The sequence below is a fragment of the Saccharopolyspora elongata genome (assembly GCF_004348985.1).
Taxonomy (GTDB): Bacteria; Actinomycetota; Actinomycetes; order Mycobacteriales; family Pseudonocardiaceae; genus Saccharopolyspora; species Saccharopolyspora elongata.
This window is the reverse complement of the sequence record NZ_SMKW01000013.1, coordinates 112730-128760: the sequence shown is the minus strand read 5'-3', so window position 1 is coordinate 128760 and position 16031 is coordinate 112730. Positions and strand designations below refer to the sequence as shown.

Sequence of the window (16031 nt, the reverse complement as noted above, 5' to 3'; positions counted from 1 at the left end):
CATGTTCCGCGAAGCCTTCCCGATCTTGTCGACGCCCGACCTCGGCCGCGCGATGCGCTTCTACTGCGATGTGCTCGGATTCGAGTCGCAATACCGGTTCCCCACCGAAGGCGAACCCGAATTCGTCACGCTCCGCCTGGAATCCCTCAAGCTCGGCCTCGGCGCGAATCCCGAAGTGCGGCCGGGCCGCCATTTCGCCCTGTGGCTCTACACCGACGACGTCGATGAAGCGGTGGGCCGCCTCCGAGCCGCAGGCGTCCCGATCCTCCGGGAACCCCAGGACATGCCCTGGGGCGAACGCATCGCCACGGCCGCCGACCCGGACGACAACCAGATCCATCTCGGCGCAGCGATCACCTGATCGACACCGTTTTCCGCCGGCCTGGCCCGTGTGTGTTTTGTGTTGTCATAGCGACACAAACCACTCACGGGCCGCTACCTGCCGAAAGCGCATTCGCGGTGCCGTAGGGGAAGGCGGGGTGTCCTCTTCGGGCAGTTTGTGCTCCGGATTCTTGGGCGGGCGCTCCGCGCCCGGATAGCGTTTTGCACGAAAGCGGATCCGCGCAACATTCCTACTATCTCGGAGGAATCATCGTGCTTCGCAAGATCACCGTCGGGGTCGCGGCCGTCGCCGGACTCCTCGCCTTCAGCGCCCCGGCCATGGCCTCCGGTGGCCCGTACCCGGCAGGAGTTTACCCGTCGTACGAAGCGGCTGAGGCGGCGTGCGAGGCCGGGAAGGCCCAGGGCCGCTGGACCGGCTGCGCCATCGAGGCCGGCATGGGCGACCCGATCCTCCTGTGGGTCTGGACCGACTGAACGAACTGACTTCGAAGCGCCGTCCCACATCCGAAGAAGGCGGCGCACCAATACGCACACCCCCGGGGTGCAGGTTCAACAGGCGCACTGAACCTGCACCCCGGGGGTGCTTCTTTTCAGGAACGGGCTGCGCGTCAGCCGGCAGGGGCGAGCCGGCTCGCGACGGTCTCGCAGGCGAAGCGCACCACGGTGCGCAGCTCCCGATCCGACGCACCGGCACGGCTGAGCACCGCGAGGGATTGGTTGATCGCGACGACGTAGATGGCGAGGTCGTCGAGCGTCGCCGGGTCGACGTGCGGATCGTCGAGCGCGGCTCGGATGCGCGCCTGCTGCATGTCGAGCAAGCGGCGGACGTGCGCGGCACTTTCGGGCGTCAGCACGGCCGACTGGGCGGCAGCCTGGGCGATGAGGCAGCCCTCCGGCACAGCGGGGTCGTTGATCCTGGCCAGGATGACGCCGAAGAACGCCTCGACGGCACGGACCGGATCGCCCCGGTGCGCGCCGAGCGCGTCCTCGTAGCGGGCACCGTACGTCGCGGAGTACCGGTCCAACGCTCGGCGGAACAACTCGTCCTTGCCGCCGAACGCGCCGTAGAGCGATCCCCGGCCCAGCCCGGTGGCAGTGCCGAGCATGTCCAGGGATGCGTCTGCGTATCCCCGCTGCCAGAACACCGCCATGGCCTTGTCCAGGGCTTCGTCGACGTCGAACTGCTTGCGACCCGACATGCGCCTCCTTCCGCTCGGTGTGAGCCTACCTACTTCTTGGAACGAACGGTACAAGAATCATGGACTGATCGTTCCAAGATGGTTTAGGGTCGGAGCATGGGAGAAACAACCGAGCCCGCAGGCCGCGGCTCCGCAAGCGGCGCCCCCGGGCTGCCCGCCGGGTTCACCGACACGTTCCGCAGCCGCTGGGTGCAGGTCGGTGACCTGCGCCTGCACGCCGTGACCGGCGGCGATGGGCCGCCGTTGCTGCTGCTCGCCGGCTGGCCGCAGACCTGGTACGCATGGCGCGAGCTGATGCCGGCGCTGGCGCGAGACTTCACGGTCGTCGCCCCCGACCCCCGCGGCGTGGGCCTGTCCGGCAAGCCGGAAGACGGCTACGACACCGGCACCCTCGCCGCCGACATGGCGGGCCTGATGAGCTCGCTGGGACACGACCGCTTCGCGATGGTCGGCCACGACGTCGGCATGTGGACCGGATACGCGCTGGCCGCGGACCACCCCGAGCACGTGGAACGCCTGGCCCTCGCCGAAGCCGTGATCCCCGGTTTAGCGCCCTCCCCACCGCTGTTCGCGCCGCAGGAGGCCGTCGATCGGCTGTGGCACTTCGGGTTCAACCGGCTCGGCTCGCTGAACGAGGAACTCGTCGCAGGCCGGGAACGGCTCTTCTTCGGGTACCAGTTCGCGACCAAAGCGGCCCGCCAACTGCCGGAGCACGCCGTCGACCTCTACATCGAGGCCCTGGCCACCGATCGCGACGCCCTGCGCGCCAGCTTCGAGTTCTACCGCGCGATCGACACGACGATCGCGCAGAACGCCCGGCGCAAGGAGCGGAAGCTGACCATGCCCGTGCTGACCATCGCCGGCGCCCGCTCCGTCGGCGACCTGGTCGGCGAAACCCTGGCCCCGGCCGCCGAAGACGTCACGAGCGTCGTCCTGCCCGACTGCGGGCACTACCCGGCCGAAGAAGCCCCGCGGGAAATGCTCGCCGCCCTGACCGAATTCCTGGCCCCGTACCGCGCCGCGTTCGGCAGCCGAACAGGGCCTGGTGATCGTCAGAACCAGTAGTACTGGTGAATGAAGATCCGGAGCCGGCGGAGATCCCCACCGGACGGCCCCGACCTGCACCTTTCGCCATTGGGCGATGGTGGACGTTCGGTGTTGCTGGTTGACCCCGGACTGCCTGGGGACAGCCTGACGGCCCGCCAACCGCGCCGAGCGGGACGACAATCCGGCCGAACCCTCTGATCTCATTCGCCACTTTTATGTGCCCGGTGCGCTCAGCCGCCGCCGGTACCGGTGTCGCTACCGCCGGTGCCGCTGTGGCCGCTAGTGCCGGTATCGCTGCCAGTGCCGCCGGTTTCGCTGCCGGTGCCGCCCGTGCCGCTGCCGCTGCCGGTACCGGTACCGGTACTGCTGTCGCTGCCAGTGCCCGTGCCGGTGTCGCTGCCAGTGCCCGTGCCGGTGTCGCCGCCGGTGCCAGTGCCGCCGCCGGTGTCGCCGCCGGTGCCGGTGCCGCCGCCGGTATCGCCGGGGTTGCTGCCGTGCTGCCCAGGCTCGAACGGATTCACCGGTGCGGGTGCTGCCGGGGGCACCACTGGCTCGCTGTTCGTGCCCTTACCGGGATCGAACGGGTTCGGCGGCACCGGTTCCGGAACATGAGGCGGTACGTACGGGTTCGGGGGCGGGGATTCGGGCCCACCGAACGGGTTCGGCGGCACCGGTTCCGGAACATGAGGTGGCACGAACGGATTCGGCGGCGGCGGTTCCGGTGCCGCCGGTGTCGCCGGGGCCTGCACTCCGGGAGGTTCGGGAGGTCGTGACTCGGGAGTACCCCCGCTCGGCCAGAACGTGTAGATCAGGCCGCCGATGGCGACCACTGTGCCCACCACGGCGACGACCTTCTTGAAACGACCCTTGACGACCTCGAACCCGACTTGCGCCGCCTTGACGAGACCCGTGCCTGCCAGCCACTTCGCGATCTGGCTCACCACGCCCGGGCCTTCGGAAGGCTCCGCTCCACCCGGTCCCGGCGCCGGAGGCAGCTGATCACCCGGCTCACCGTCAGGTCCCACCGTCGACGGTGCGGAAGGTCCGGGGGTCGGCTGCGCCTGGCCCGGCTTCAGGGTCCAGTCCGGCTTCTTCTCACCGGTGCGGAACGTGGACGGCTTGCCAGCACCCGCATCCACCGCCGGCGGCTCGCCGGCACCCGGCATCGGCTCCGCGGACTCGGTGACCGGCAGCTCCGAAACGTCGTCGCCGGCCGGCTGCCCCGGTTCGTAACCCTCGATCGGCCCCAGACCGGAATCTTCAGGCGGCGTCACACCGAACTCGTCCAAAGCGGTTTGGTGCGCCCAGTCGTCCCCTTCGTGGCCGTTCAGGAAATCCTCGCTCGCGCGGGGCCCGTTGAGGCGAGCGACCCGCGCCTCCTCGATGCGTTGCCTGGTCGCCTCGATCTCCCTCTGACCGTCCCGGAGTTCGTCGCTGAGCCCGCGTGCTTCCTCGTCGAGGTACTCGACGTCCGACACCGGTTTGCCAAGGGCTGCGGCCTCCTGCACCTCCGGCCGATGCATCTTCTGGTGCATCGCCAGTGCCTTCTGGGCGACCTCCAGGCCCCTCTCCTGGTTTTCGATGTAGTTGTCGATCGCCTTCTGGACGACCTGCTGCTTCGTGGTGACCATTCGTCCCCGCCTCCGGATCCTCCACGCGCTCGTCCGAAGAGAGGGCTGCGCCAGCGGGCGCCGTCCGGCCGGACCACCATGTGGTGCAGCCGTCCCCGACAGTCCGGGAATCTCCACTTCCCAGTCCACGCCACATCGATTCGTGGACCGACAGAGCAGAAAGTCCCAACAAGCGAAACGCCTGGTCAGGACCACGGCGATGGTCAGAACTGGTAGTACAGGAACGGGCTGAAGGAACCGGTGGCGACGAGCAGGCCCGCGTAGCCGAGGCCGAGGGTCAAGACGCCGATCCGGAGCGCGTAGGCCTGCGGGGTCCGGACCGCCTCCAGGAACGGGCCCGTGCCCGAGTTCGCCGGCAGCGCCACGACCACCAGCGCCAGCAGCAGGAACACCAGGCGCTGGTTCGTCACCGACGCCGCGACGATGTCCGTCAGGCCCGCGAAGTCCGGCAGCAGCATGTGGCCCAGCATCACGAACGCGCTGCCCAGGTCCGGCGACCGGAAGAACACCCAGCCGATCACCACCAGCAGCATCGTCAGCGCGCGGCGGCCGAGCCGGGCCCGGGTGCTGCTCGGCGCGTGCGACCAGCCGAAGGCGCGCTCCACCACCAGCAGCGCGCCGTGGAACAGCCCCCACACCAGGTACGTCCACGCCGCGCCGTGCCAGAAACCGGTCAGCACGAAGATGATCGCCAGGTTCCGGTAGGTGCGCGCCGTGCCCCCGCGGTTGCCGCCCAGCGGGATGTAGACGTAGTCCCGGAACCAGCGGGACAGCGACATGTGCCAGCGGCGCCAGAACTCCGTGACGGTCACCGACGAGTACGGCCGGGCGAAGTTCTCCGGCAACCGGAACCCGAGCATCCGGCCCAGCCCGATGGCCATGTCCGAGTAGCCGGAGAAGTCGAAGTACAGCTGCATCGTGTACCCGATCGCGCCGAGCCAGGCGATCGCGAACGTCATGTCCTCGTTCGGGGTGGCGAAGCAGGCGTCCACCATCGGCGCCAGCGTGTCCGCGATGACGACCTTCTTCGTCAGGCCCCACGCGAACCGCGGGAAGCCCGCCGCGATGTCGTCGAGTCGGTGCGTCCGCTGCTGCGGGAGCTGGTCGGCGATCTCCCGGTAGCGCACGATCGGACCGGCCACCAGCTGCGGGAACATCGCGATGTAGGTGATGAACGAGACCGGATCGCGCAGCGCCGGGCGCTCGCCCCGGTAGATGTCCACCACGTAGGAGATGTGGTGGAACGTGTAGAACGAGATCCCGATCGGCAACGCCAGGTGCAGCACCGGCAAGTCGCCGCCGAACCACTGGCCGAGCACCGCGAGCTGTGCGGTGGCGAACCCGGCGTACTTCCAGATCGCCAGGATCGCGAGGTTGAACGAGATCGTGCCGATCAGCAGCCACTTCCGCCGGTTCTGCTCGAAACCCCAGTCGTCGGGTTCCAGCCGCCGGCCGGCGAAGTAGTTCACCACGATGCAGGCGAGCAGCAGCAGCGTCGTCCCGCCCGCACCGCTGACGTAGAACAACAGGCTCGCCACGGCGATCACGACATTGCGTCCGCTGCGCGGTGCGATCAGCACGGCCGCGAGCACGGCCGGCAGGAAGTACCAGAGGAACAGCGGACTTGCGAACGACATCGGGGCCTCGGGGTACGGGAGGCCCTCGCCTCCTCGCTGGTGCTGAATTGCTCCGTCGGACTCTAGCCGAGCCCGGACCGTCACCGGCCCTGAACGCGATGAGTGCAAACCCGGGACGGCCGCCGCGGCGATCGCCTAGCCTGAGGCCCATGAACGCTCCGCCGCCCGGCTGGTACCCGGACCAGGCAGATCCGCGTTACGTGCGCTGGTGGGACGGTCGGCAGTGGACCCCGCACGTCCAGCCCGCCCAGCCGGTTCAACAACAGCCCGCCCAGCAGCACCCGGCCGCGCAGCGCAACGACGCCTCGGCCATCGAGCTGGCGATGGGTGGCACCGGCGACGCCGCGTCCGTCCAGCAGCAGGTGCAGCAGCGCGCCGGTGTCGGCGGCACGGTCGCAGGCGGCGGTGGCACGCTGTTCACCGAGCCGGTGCTGGTGATCAACCAGAAGGCGAAGCTGATCGAGATGGCGAACGAGTACGCCGTCTACGACCAGCACGGCCGCCAGCTCGGCTCGGTCATGCAGGTCGGCCAGAGCGGCGCGCAGAAGGCGCTGCGGCTGTTCACCAAGCTCGACTCGCTGATGACCGTGACGCTGGAGATCCGCGACGCCACCGGCCGGCCGATGCTGGTGCTGACCCGCCCGGCGACCATGTGGAAGGGCACGGTGCACGTGCAGCGGCCGGACCAGTCGCCGGTCGGGGACATCAAGCTGGCGAACGTCTGGGGCAAGGCCAGGTTCGACTTCGAGGTCAACGGGCAGCGCATCGGCGGCATGCGCGCGGAGAACCTGCGCGCCTGGGACATCAAGGTCCTCGACCACGCCGACACCGAGATCGGGCAGATCACCAAGACCTGGCAGGGCCTGGCGAAGGCGGCCTTCACGACCGCCGACAACTACGTCCTGCAGATCCACCGACCGCTCCAGGACCCGCTGCTGAGCATGGTCGTCGCATCGGCCCTGACGGTCGACACCATCCTCAGCCAGAACCAGTCCTGACGTCCCCGCCCGAAGTTTCAATTGAAACTGACCCTCAAGTTCCCATTGAAACTGCACCCCTCCCGGTGTGTCGGGGTCACGACGCACCGGAGGGTGTGGACAACCTCGTACGGCTGTGGACAACTTCCGCAATTTCAATGGAAATCGGTCCTTCGATTTCCATTGAAATTGCGGACCAACGGACCGTTCCGGTCGGCCGGGGCGGCCCCCGAGGGGTGGTGCCCCGGCCGGGGGTCAGTTCCTGCGGCGGCGGGCGACCTCGGCGAGGACCACACCCGCGGCGACCGAGGCGTTGAGCGACTCCACTCCGCCCGTCATCGGGATCGACACCGTCTGGTCGCAGGTTTCCCGGACCAGGCGGGACAGTCCGCGCCCCTCCGAGCCCACGACGACCACCAGCGGTCCCGTCGCCAGCTCCAGCTCGTCCGAGGTGACGTCGGCATCGGCGTCCAGGCCGATGACCATCAGTCCGGCTTCCTTCAGGTCCTTGAGCGTGCGGGTGAGGTTGACCGCCTTGGCCACCGGCAGCTTCGCGGCCGTGCCCGCGCTGGTGCGCCAGGCGACGGCCGTGATCCCGGCGCTGCGCCGCTGCGGCACGATCACGCCGTGCGCGCCGAACGCCGCCGCGGAGCGGATCACCGCGCCCAGGTTGCGCGGGTCGGTCACGCCGTCGAGCGCGACGATCAGCGGCGGCATGCCGGAATCATGCGCCGCCGTGAGCACGTCCTCCGGGTGCGCGTAGGAGAACTGCGGCACCTGGAGCGCGAGCCCCTGGTGCATCGCGTTGTTCGTCATCCGGTCGAGCTCCATGCGCGGCACGTCCACCACGGAGATCCCGCGCGACTTCGCCTCCCGCACCGCCTCGGTGACCCGGTCGTCGATGTCGATGCCCTGCGCCACGTACAGCCCGGTCGCCGGCACGCCGGCCCGGATGCACTCCACCACCGGGTTGCGCCCGGCCACCAGCTCCGGCTGCGTGTCCTGCTGCGCCTTGCGCTTCGCGCGCTGCTGCTCCGCCTTGCTGCGCGCGTCGGCGCGCCGCTTCGCGGGGTGGCTGACCCGGTCCTCCGCCTTCGGCGTCGGCCCCTTGCCGATCAGCCCCCGGCGGCGCTGCCCGCCGGATCCGACGACCATGCCCTTCTTGTTGCTCTTGCGCATGCCGCCGCGGCGTTTGTCGTTGCCGGCCACGTGTTACCCGTCTTTCAATGTCCACATCGGACCGTCGGGGGTGTCCTCGACGGCAATCCCGCTGGCCTGCAACCGATCGCGCAGCAGGTCGGCGGTGGCGAAGTCGCGCTCCTTGCGGGCCTGCTGGCGCTGGTCGAGCATCGCCTGGACCAGGTCGGCGAGCGCGGTGTGCGCGGCATCGTCCGAACCGGCTTCCTCGGCCCACTTCTCTGACAGCGGATCCAACCCGAGCACGTCCATCATGGCCCGCACCGACGCCGCCGCGTCGCGAGCCGCCTCGTCGTCGCCGCGGTCCAGCGCCGCGTTGCCCTCCCGGACCACGTTGTGCACCGCCGCGATCGCCTGCGGCGTCGACAGGTCGTCGTCCATCGCCTCGGTGAACTCCGCGGCCGGTTCGCCGGGCTCGACGGTGCCGGCGCGCTGCCCGACGCGGCGCACGAACGACTCGATGCGCCGGTACGCGGCGACCGCCTCGGCCAGCCCGCCCTCGGAGAACTCGATCGTCGACCGGTAGTGCGGCGTGACCAGGTAGTAGCGCAGCTCGGCCGCGCGGGCGCGCTGGAGCACCGCCGGGATGGACAGCGTGTTGCCGAGCGACTTCGACATCTTCTCGCCGCTCATGGTCACCCAGGCGTTGTGCATCCAGTACTGCGCGAAGCCGTCCCCGGCCGCGTTCGACTGGGCCAGCTCGTTCTCGTGGTGCGGGAACACCAGGTCCAGGCCGCCGCCGTGGACGTCGAACTCGCTGCCGAGGTAGAAGGTGGCCATCGCGGAGCATTCCAGGTGCCAGCCCGGGCGGCCGTGGCCCCACGGCGTCGGCCAGCTCGGCTCGCCCGGCTTCGCGCCCTTCCACAGCGTGAAGTCGCGCGGGTCGCGCTTGCCGCTGGCCAGGGTCTCGCCCTGCTGCACCTCTTCGAGGCGCTGCCCGGACAGCTTGCCGTAGTGGTCGGCGTAGGAGGCCACCGCGAAGTAGACGTCGCCGCCCGCAGCGTAGGCGTGGCCCTTGTCGATCAGCCGCTGGATCAGGTCGACCATCTGCGTGACGTGCCCGGTCGCGCGCGGCAGCACCGACGGCGGCAGGCAGCCGAGCTGGTCGTAGGCCAGCTCGAAGGCGCGCTCGTGCGTCGCGGCCCACTCCCACCACGGCCGACCGGCTTCGCCGGCCTTGGTGAGGATCTTGTCGTCGATGTCGGTGACGTTGCGGACCAGGCGCACGTCGTAGCCGACCCGCTGCAGCCAGCGGCGCAGCACGTCGAAGTTCAGCCCGCTGCGGACGTGGCCGACGTGCGGAATGCCCTGCACGGTGGCACCACAGACGTAGATCGACGCCACTCCGTCGCAGCGCGGGTGGAATTCGCGCGTCGTGCGGGTCGCGGTGTCATGCAGGTGCAGGCTCACGCCCCTGATGGTACGGGGACAGGTCGGCGCGCAATCACGACAGGGGCTGGCGCGTCAAGGGGTAGTGATCGTCAGCGCAATACGTCGGCGACGGCGGTCAGCAATCCGTCCGGCCGCTCGGCGGTGGACACGGGGTCGACGATCGCCACCCGGCAGCCGACCGCCGCCGCGCCGCCGTCGGCCTCCTCGCTGTCGCCGACCATCAGCGCCTCCTCCGGCGCGACGCCGAGCCGCTCGCAGGCGCGCAGGAAGATCTTCGGGTCCGGCTTGATGACCCCTTCGAGGTAGGACAGCAGGAACTCGTCGACGTAGCCGGTGATGCCGATCCGCTCGAACGCGGGCCGGATGTCGAAGGCGATGTTGCTGATCACGCCGATCTTGGTGCCCGCCTCGTGCAGCCGGCGCATCACCTCGACGGTGTCCGGGTACGCCGTCCAGAAGTCGGGGTCGATCAGCCGCTCGTAGAGGCCCTCGGCCTGACCGTCCTGCACCCCGGAGCTGCGCAGCACCTCCAGGTAGACCTTGCGGTGCAGGGCCGGATCGAGGTCGCGGTTCTCCCACGCGTCCTGGAATTCCGGGCCGAGCTGCACGATCTGGCCGACCGGCGCCGTCATCCGGCGCATCACCTCGGCCTGCGCGTGCAGGTCGAACGGGGCACCGTCGGCGTCGGCGAGGTCGGTGAACCAGGACTCGTCTTCTTCGAGACGGAACAGCGTGCCGGAGAAATCGAAGAGCACCGCGCGCGAAGTCACGCCACCAACGGTAAGTGGACTGGACCGGGCCGGGCACCGACATGCGGCCAAGCTCACGACCCGGACCACCCCTCCGCCGCAGTCAGCAGCGCCGTGCCTGGTGGCTGCGCATCGGGACGACTATGCCCGCGATGCAGATGGCCGCACTCACCCACAACAGGACCACGGCCGCCGCCAGGCCGAGGCTGCTGCCCCCGGACCACAACACGAACGACACTGGCCACATCAACACCGGCTGCACTACGAGCAGCCGACGCACCCACCGGTTCCGCTCGATCACCATGCGTCGAGCATGGCGCGCACCGACCCCGGCATTCCAGACCGCGAGCCCTGAGTTTTCCCTGACTCCGCCTACCCGTTACGCCCAGCTATCCGCCCGTTACTCAACAGTCCGGGCGCAACCGCCGTGCGCACTTCGTGTCGCGATAGCAGCACGAAGTGCTCACGGCCCTGTGACCGGCCGGAACCGTCAGGTCGCCGGGAAGACCAGGGCGGTGGCCACAGCGGCGATTCCTTCGCCGCGGCCGGTGAGGCCCAGACCGTCGGAGGTCGTGCCGGACACCGACACCGGCGCGCCGACCGCCTCCGAGAGCACCTGCTGCGCCTCCTCGCGGCGCTTGCCGATGCGCGGCGCGTTGCCGATCACCTGCACGGTCGCGTTGCCGATCCGAAAACCCGCCGCAGCGACCCGGTTCCGCACCTCGACCAGGAAGTCCGCGCCGTGGGCGCCGGCCCAGCGGTCGTCGTCGGTGCCGAACACCGCGCCTAGATCGCCGAGGCCCGCCGCCGACAGCAGCGCGTCGCACAACGCGTGCGCCGCGACGTCGCCGTCGGAGTGCCCGGCGCAGCCGTCCACGCCCGGCCAGAGCAGGCCCGCCATCCAGCAGTCGCGCCCGGCTTCGACGGGGTGGACGTCGACGCCTTGGCCGACTTGGGGCAGCAGCTCGGTCACTCGGGTTCTCCAGCCACGGCCAGCACCGACTCGGCGATGGCCAGATCGAAGGCGGTGGTGATCTTCAGGGCGTGCGGATGCCCGGCGACGGTGTGCACCTTGCCACCGACCCGCTCCACGAGCCCGGCGTCGTCGGTGGCCACGTCACCGGCCGCGGCGTAGGCCGCCCGCAGCACGTCGATGGCGAAACCTTGGGGCGTCTGCACCGCCCGCAGCTGCGAGCGGTCCACGGTCGAGACGACGTCGCCCGCGTCGTCGACCTGCTTGATCGTGTCGGTCACCGGCAGCACCGGGATCACCGCGGGAGCGCCCTGCTCGACCGCGGACACGACATCCCGGATCATCGAAGCCGGGGTGAAAGCACGAGCGGCGTCGTGCACCAGCACGACCCGCGCATCCGGTGCGATCCGCTCGACCGCGCCGAGCGCGCGCCGCACGGAGTCGGTCCGCTCCGCGCCCCCGGCGACCACGTACGCGGACGGCAACGCGGCCAGCTCCGCGGTCACGACCTCGACCTGATCGGCCGGGGCCGCGACCACGACGTGCTGCACGCGGCCCGAGGCCAACAGGCCGCGGACCGCGCGCAACAACAACGATTCACCGATCACCGGTACCAGCGCCTTCGGCATCCCGACACCCAGGCGCACCCCGCGGCCGGCCGCGGGTACCAGCGCGACAACGCTCACGCTCGTCTATTCCCGATGATCACACTGCGGTGGCGAGGACTTCGTCCAGCAGGGTTTCCGCCTTGCCTTCGTCAGTACCTTCGGCCAATGCCAACTCGCTGACCAGGATCTGCCGCGCCTTCGCGAGCATTCGCTTCTCGCCTGCGGACAGGCCACGATCCTTCTCGCGTCGCCAGAGGTCGCGCACCACTTCGGCCACCTTGTTCACATCGCCGGAGGCGAGCTTCTCCAGGTTGGCCTTGTACCGTCGAGACCAGTTGGTGGGCTCTTCGGTGTGCGGGGCCCGCAGCACGTCGAAGACCCGATCGAGCCCCTCCTGGCCGACAACGTCCCGGACGCCGACGATCTCGGCGTTGTCCGCGGGAACGCGCACGGTCAGGTCGCCCTGCGCGACCTTGAGGACGAGGTACTGCTTTTCCTCGCCCTTGATCACACGAGTCTCGATTGCTTCGATGAGCGCGGCACCGTGATGCGGGTAGACGACGGTCTCTCCGACCTTGAAAACCATGTGTCCTCTGCCCCTTTCGCTATGCCCAGTTTAGCACGTCGGGCAACCGGGCCTCGACCACCTCGCCATCCGTATTCGCAGGTCAGGCGGCGGACAGGGGTTGACAAGGATGCCCCGAACGTGCAAGGAGGCACCTTTCGGCCCACTGAAATCGTCCACTATGGATAGTCTGGGCGGAGTGCCATCCGAGCCTCCGGGGACCCGGAAATAGGTAGTTCGGCTAGCCCCTGGAACGGCCGCGCGCGGCGGGGATTAAGCTTCCAGCGGTTGTCCGGCAATCAGGAAGGACGCTGCATCCGTGAGCCGCCCTCAGCACCTCAAGGCCGTTCGCCTGCGGTTGATCCCGGCCGTCATCGGGCTCGGCGCCGTCGTCGCCCTCGCCGGGTGCAGTGCCGGTCAGGTGACCGAGACCGACACCCAGGTCGCCGCCGTCAACGGCGGCAACGGTGACCTCAAGCAGATCTCGATCCGCGACGCCTCCTTCACCTTCCCGACCACCGACGCGCGCTACCCGGCCGGTTCCTCCGCGCCGGTGCAGCTGGTGATCGCCAACGAGGGACCGAGCGACAAGCTGGTCCAGGTCTCCAGCCCGTACGCCGCGTCGGCGACCCTCGGTGGCATCACCGACCTGCCGAGCCGGACCGCGCTGCACGCCGTCGGCAAGTCCGCGCAGGTCCAGCAGGGCGAGACTGCCGCGGACCGCGTGGTGGAGATCACGCTGAACGGCTTCAAGCAGGACATCACGCCGGGCGTGACGGTCCCGGTGACCTTCGTCTTCGAGAAGGCCGGCTCGGTCACCGTGCAGGTGCCGGTGGGTGCCGACCACTCGCCGCGCCCCGAGCACGGCAGCCCGGTGTCGGGCGCCGAGCAGGGCGGCGGTCACTGACCGCAGGCTTCGCCGGAACGGGCCGTCCGCACGCGCGGGCGGCCCGTTCTCGCGTCTCGTGGTGCCGCAATTTCAATGGAAATCGAAGGTCCGATTTCCATTGAAATTGCGGCCCCACGGGCGGCGGGCCGGGCTGAGGGCAGGGCTGTTGACCGCCTGATCCACTCGATCGCGGGGAATCCGGGGCGGCTGCGTGCTCGGCGCGCGATGCCGGTGACCGGGCCTGTCGTCGCGGGCGGATAGCCTCGCCGCGTGCCCCCGAAGAACACCCGCACCGCCCGCCCCGGATACCGCTGCGCCGACTGCGGCCACGAGGTCGCCAAGTGGGTCGGCCGCTGCCCGAGCTGCCAGGCGTGGGGCACCATCGACGAGACCGCCGCCGCCCGACCCGTGCTGACGAAGGTCGCGGCGGGCGCCCCGTCAACCCCCGCCCGGCCGATCGCCGAGGTCGACCTCGATTCCGCCCGAGCGGTGTCCACCGGCATCGCGGAGCTGGACCGGGTGCTGGGCGGCGGGATCGTGCCCGGCGCGGTCGTGCTGCTGGCCGGCGAGCCCGGAGTGGGAAAGTCCACACTTCTGCTGGAGGTCGCGCACCGCTGGGCCGCGGGCGCCTCGCCCGGCCCGTCGCTCTACGTCACGGGTGAGGAATCCGCAGGTCAGGTGCGGCTTCGCGCGGAGCGCACCGATTCGGTGCACCCGGAGCTCTACCTCGGCGCCGAGAGCAACCTGTCCGCCGTGCTCGGGCACGTCGACGCGGTGCAGCCGGGCCTGCTGATCGTCGACTCGGTGCAGACCGTGCAGTCGCCCGAGGCCGACGGCAGCCCCGGCGGCGTCACGCAGGTCCGCGCGTTGACCACGGCGCTGGTGTCGCTGGCCAAGGAGCGCGGCCTGCCGGTGGTGCTGGTGGGGCACGTCACGAAGGACGGCGCGGTGGCCGGTCCGCGCGTGCTGGAGCACCTGGTCGACGTGGTGCTGCACTTCGAGGGCGACCGGCACTCGGCGCTGCGGATGCTGCGCGGCGTGAAGAACCGGTTCGGGCCCGCCGACGAGGTCGGCTGCTTCGAGCAGCGCGACGACGGCATCGCCGAGGTCCCGGACCCGTCCGGGCTGTTCATCAACCGCAACGAGACCCAGGTCGACGGCACCGCGGTGACCGTGATGGTCGAGGGCAAGCGCCCGCTGCTGGTGGAGGTCCAGTCGCTGGTGATGAAGACCCAGATGGCCATGCCGCGGCGGTCGGTCAGCGGCCTGGACTCGGCCCGGGTATCGATGATGCTCGCGGTGCTGGGCAAGCACGGCAAGGTGCCCACCGGCGAGTACGACGTGTTCGCGGCAACGGTCGGCGGCACGAAGGTGCACGAGCCCGCCGCGGACCTCGCGATCGCGCTGGCCATCGCCTCGTCGCAGAAGGGCAAGCCGCTGCCGCCGAACCTGATCGCGGTCGGCGAGGTGGGGCTCGCCGGGGAGATCCGGCGGGTCAGCAGCGTCGGGCGGCGGCTGGCCGAAGCGGCCAGACTCGGGTTCGACCGGGCGCTGGTGCCGCCGGATGCGGGCCCGCTGCCGAAGGGCGTGCGCGCCACGGTGGTGTCGAACGTCAGCGAGGCGCTCAAGATCGTGGGTGTCAAATGAGCCACGAGCAGCTGCGCGGCACGCTCGCCCGGCTGGCTCCCGGAACCGCGCTGCGGGACGGGCTGGAGCGCATCCTGCGCGGCCGCACCGGCGGCTTGATCGTGCTCGGCTACGACCCGGCGGTGGAGGCGCTCTGCGACGGCGGGTTCCACCTGGACATCGAGTTCAGCGCGACCCGGCTGCGCGAGCTGTCCAAGATGGACGGCGCGGTGGTGCTGTCCACGGACGCGACGCGGATCATGCGGGCGAACGTGCACCTGGTGCCCGACGCGAGCACGCCCACCGAGGAGTCCGGCACCCGGCACCGCACGGCGGAGCGCACCGCGATCCAGACCGGTTACCCGGTCGTGTCGGTGAGCCAGTCGATGAGCATCATCAGCGTCTACACGCAGGGCCACCGGCACGTGCTGATCGGCTCGCCGGAGATCCTCTCCCGCGCCAACCAGGCGCTGGCGACCCTGGAGCGCTACACCGCGCGGCTGGCCGAGGTCGCGCAAGCCTTGTCGGCGCTGGAGATCGAGGACTACGTGACGTTGCGCGACGCGATGACCGTCGTGCAGCGGATGGAGATGGTGCGGCGGATCGCCGACGAGATCGAGGGCGACGTCGTGGAGCTCGGCAAGGACGGCCGGCTGATCGAGCTGCAGCTGGACGAGCTGGTCGGTTCCTCGCGGGAGGCGAGCGGCGGTCGCGCCCGGGACGGCATCGACCTGGACCGCGAGCTGATCGTGCAGGAGTACCTGCCGACCAGCGGCGCGATGCCGACCTCGGAGCAGGTCGAGGCGGCGCTGCACGAGCTCGACGGCACGGAGCTGCTGGACCTGACGGCGATCGCCGGGGCGTTCGGCTACCCGGACAAGCCGGAGGCGCTGGACGAGCACCTGAGCCCGCGGCTACCGGCTGCTCGCGAGGGTGCCGCGCCTGCCGACGGCGGTGCGGCGGCAGCTGGTGGAGCACTTCGGCTCGCTGCAGCGGCTGCTCGCGGCGACGGTGGCCGAGCTGCGCGAGGTGGATTCGATCGGCGAGGCGAGGGCGAGCGCGATCCGGGAGGGCCTCTCCCGCCTGGCGGAATCCTCCATAGTGGACCGCTTCGCCTGACGAACGCCCGGCACGGGGACTCCCAATTTTGCCTAAAATTGGGAACCCCATCGCACCTCGGCACCTTGGCAGGGCTCTGA

At 70.1% G+C, this 16031-nt stretch carries 17 protein-coding genes; 7 read left to right on the top strand and 10 right to left on the bottom strand.

The genetic code is table 11. From position 1 onward, the window contains the following. The first annotated feature begins 1 nt into the window (after position 1). Together E1288_RS12785 and E1288_RS12780 are read left to right on the top strand one after the other, a co-directional pair. Positions 2–361: a VOC family protein gene (locus tag E1288_RS12785; RefSeq protein ID WP_132484574.1), complete on the top strand. Its 360-nt coding sequence runs from the start codon at positions 2–4 to the stop codon at positions 359–361. Positions 362–594: 233 nt separating this feature from the next. Further along, complete coding sequence (locus E1288_RS12780; protein WP_132484572.1) at positions 595–816, top strand: hypothetical protein; 222 nt, start codon at positions 595–597, stop codon at positions 814–816. A 134-nt stretch (positions 817–950) separates the two neighbouring features. Here the strand turns inward: E1288_RS12780 and E1288_RS12775 are convergent, their stop codons facing one another. Beyond that, positions 951–1541 carry a TetR/AcrR family transcriptional regulator gene (locus E1288_RS12775; RefSeq protein WP_132484570.1) on the bottom strand — a complete coding sequence of 197 codons (591 nt, stop codon included), beginning with the start codon at positions 1539–1541 and terminating at the stop codon, positions 951–953. A 96-nt stretch (positions 1542–1637) separates the two neighbouring features. Here E1288_RS12775 and E1288_RS12770 point away from each other — a divergent pair, with 96 nt between their 5' ends. Continuing rightward, on the top strand, positions 1638–2606 hold the full coding sequence (locus tag E1288_RS12770; RefSeq protein ID WP_132484568.1) for an alpha/beta fold hydrolase: 969 nt from the start codon (positions 1638–1640) through the stop codon (positions 2604–2606). A gap of 212 nt (positions 2607–2818) precedes the next feature. Here the strand turns inward: E1288_RS12770 and E1288_RS47940 are convergent, their stop codons facing one another. After that, on the bottom strand, positions 2819–4219 hold the full coding sequence (locus tag E1288_RS47940; RefSeq protein ID WP_207954319.1) for a hypothetical protein: 1401 nt from the start codon (positions 4217–4219) through the stop codon (positions 2819–2821). 203 nt (positions 4220–4422) lie between these two features. After that, positions 4423–5856 (bottom strand): MBOAT family O-acyltransferase, encoded by a 1434-nt coding sequence (locus E1288_RS12760; RefSeq protein ID WP_132484566.1) that lies wholly within the window; start codon positions 5854–5856, stop codon positions 4423–4425. Between the two features lie 149 nt (positions 5857–6005). On the opposite strand from E1288_RS12760, the gene E1288_RS12755 reads away from it, so the two are divergent. Next, complete coding sequence (locus E1288_RS12755) at positions 6006–6854, top strand: phospholipid scramblase-related protein (RefSeq protein ID WP_132484564.1); 849 nt, start codon at positions 6006–6008, stop codon at positions 6852–6854. Between the two features lie 234 nt (positions 6855–7088). Here the strand turns inward: E1288_RS12755 and rlmB are convergent, their stop codons facing one another. From rlmB to E1288_RS12720, 7 genes are all read right to left on the bottom strand, one after another. Further along, entirely contained in the window at positions 7089–8042 is a 954-nt protein-coding gene (gene rlmB, locus E1288_RS12750; RefSeq protein WP_132484562.1) for a 23S rRNA (guanosine(2251)-2'-O)-methyltransferase RlmB, read from the bottom strand. A 3-nt stretch (positions 8043–8045) separates the two neighbouring features. Then, positions 8046–9440, bottom strand: a complete 1395-nt coding sequence (gene cysS / locus E1288_RS12745; RefSeq protein ID WP_132484560.1) for a cysteine--tRNA ligase — start codon at positions 9438–9440, stop codon at positions 8046–8048. 71 nt (positions 9441–9511) lie between these two features. Continuing rightward, positions 9512–10192 (bottom strand): HAD family hydrolase, encoded by a 681-nt coding sequence (locus E1288_RS12740; protein WP_132484558.1) that lies wholly within the window; start codon positions 10190–10192, stop codon positions 9512–9514. An 82-nt stretch (positions 10193–10274) separates the two neighbouring features. Then, positions 10275–10475: a hypothetical protein gene (locus E1288_RS12735; RefSeq protein WP_132484556.1), complete on the bottom strand. Its 201-nt coding sequence runs from the start codon at positions 10473–10475 to the stop codon at positions 10275–10277. A 186-nt stretch (positions 10476–10661) separates the two neighbouring features. After that, on the bottom strand, positions 10662–11144 hold the full coding sequence (gene ispF / locus E1288_RS12730) for a 2-C-methyl-D-erythritol 2,4-cyclodiphosphate synthase (protein WP_268951828.1): 483 nt from the start codon (positions 11142–11144) through the stop codon (positions 10662–10664). Further along, positions 11141–11830 carry a 2-C-methyl-D-erythritol 4-phosphate cytidylyltransferase gene (ispD, locus tag E1288_RS12725; protein ID WP_132484554.1) on the bottom strand — a complete coding sequence of 230 codons (690 nt, stop codon included), beginning with the start codon at positions 11828–11830 and terminating at the stop codon, positions 11141–11143. Before ispD ends, ispF begins: the two co-directional genes overlap by 4 nt. 19 nt (positions 11831–11849) lie before the next feature. Further along, positions 11850–12338: a CarD family transcriptional regulator gene (locus tag E1288_RS12720; protein WP_009947449.1), complete on the bottom strand. Its 489-nt coding sequence runs from the start codon at positions 12336–12338 to the stop codon at positions 11850–11852. Between the two features lie 298 nt (positions 12339–12636). Here E1288_RS12720 and E1288_RS12715 point away from each other — a divergent pair, with 298 nt between their 5' ends. The 3 genes from E1288_RS12715 (at position 12637) to disA (ending at position 16031) form a co-directional block, all read left to right on the top strand. Beyond that, positions 12637–13224, top strand: a complete 588-nt coding sequence (locus E1288_RS12715; RefSeq protein WP_207954318.1) for a copper chaperone PCu(A)C — start codon at positions 12637–12639, stop codon at positions 13222–13224. A gap of 252 nt (positions 13225–13476) precedes the next feature. After that, positions 13477–14853, top strand: coding sequence for a DNA repair protein RadA (gene radA, locus E1288_RS12710; protein ID WP_132484552.1), 1377 nt, complete (start codon positions 13477–13479; stop codon positions 14851–14853). Further along, complete coding sequence (disA, locus tag E1288_RS12705) at positions 14850–16031, top strand: DNA integrity scanning diadenylate cyclase DisA (protein ID WP_235883518.1); 1182 nt, start codon at positions 14850–14852, stop codon at positions 16029–16031. The genes radA and disA overlap by 4 nt, the downstream gene beginning before the upstream one ends.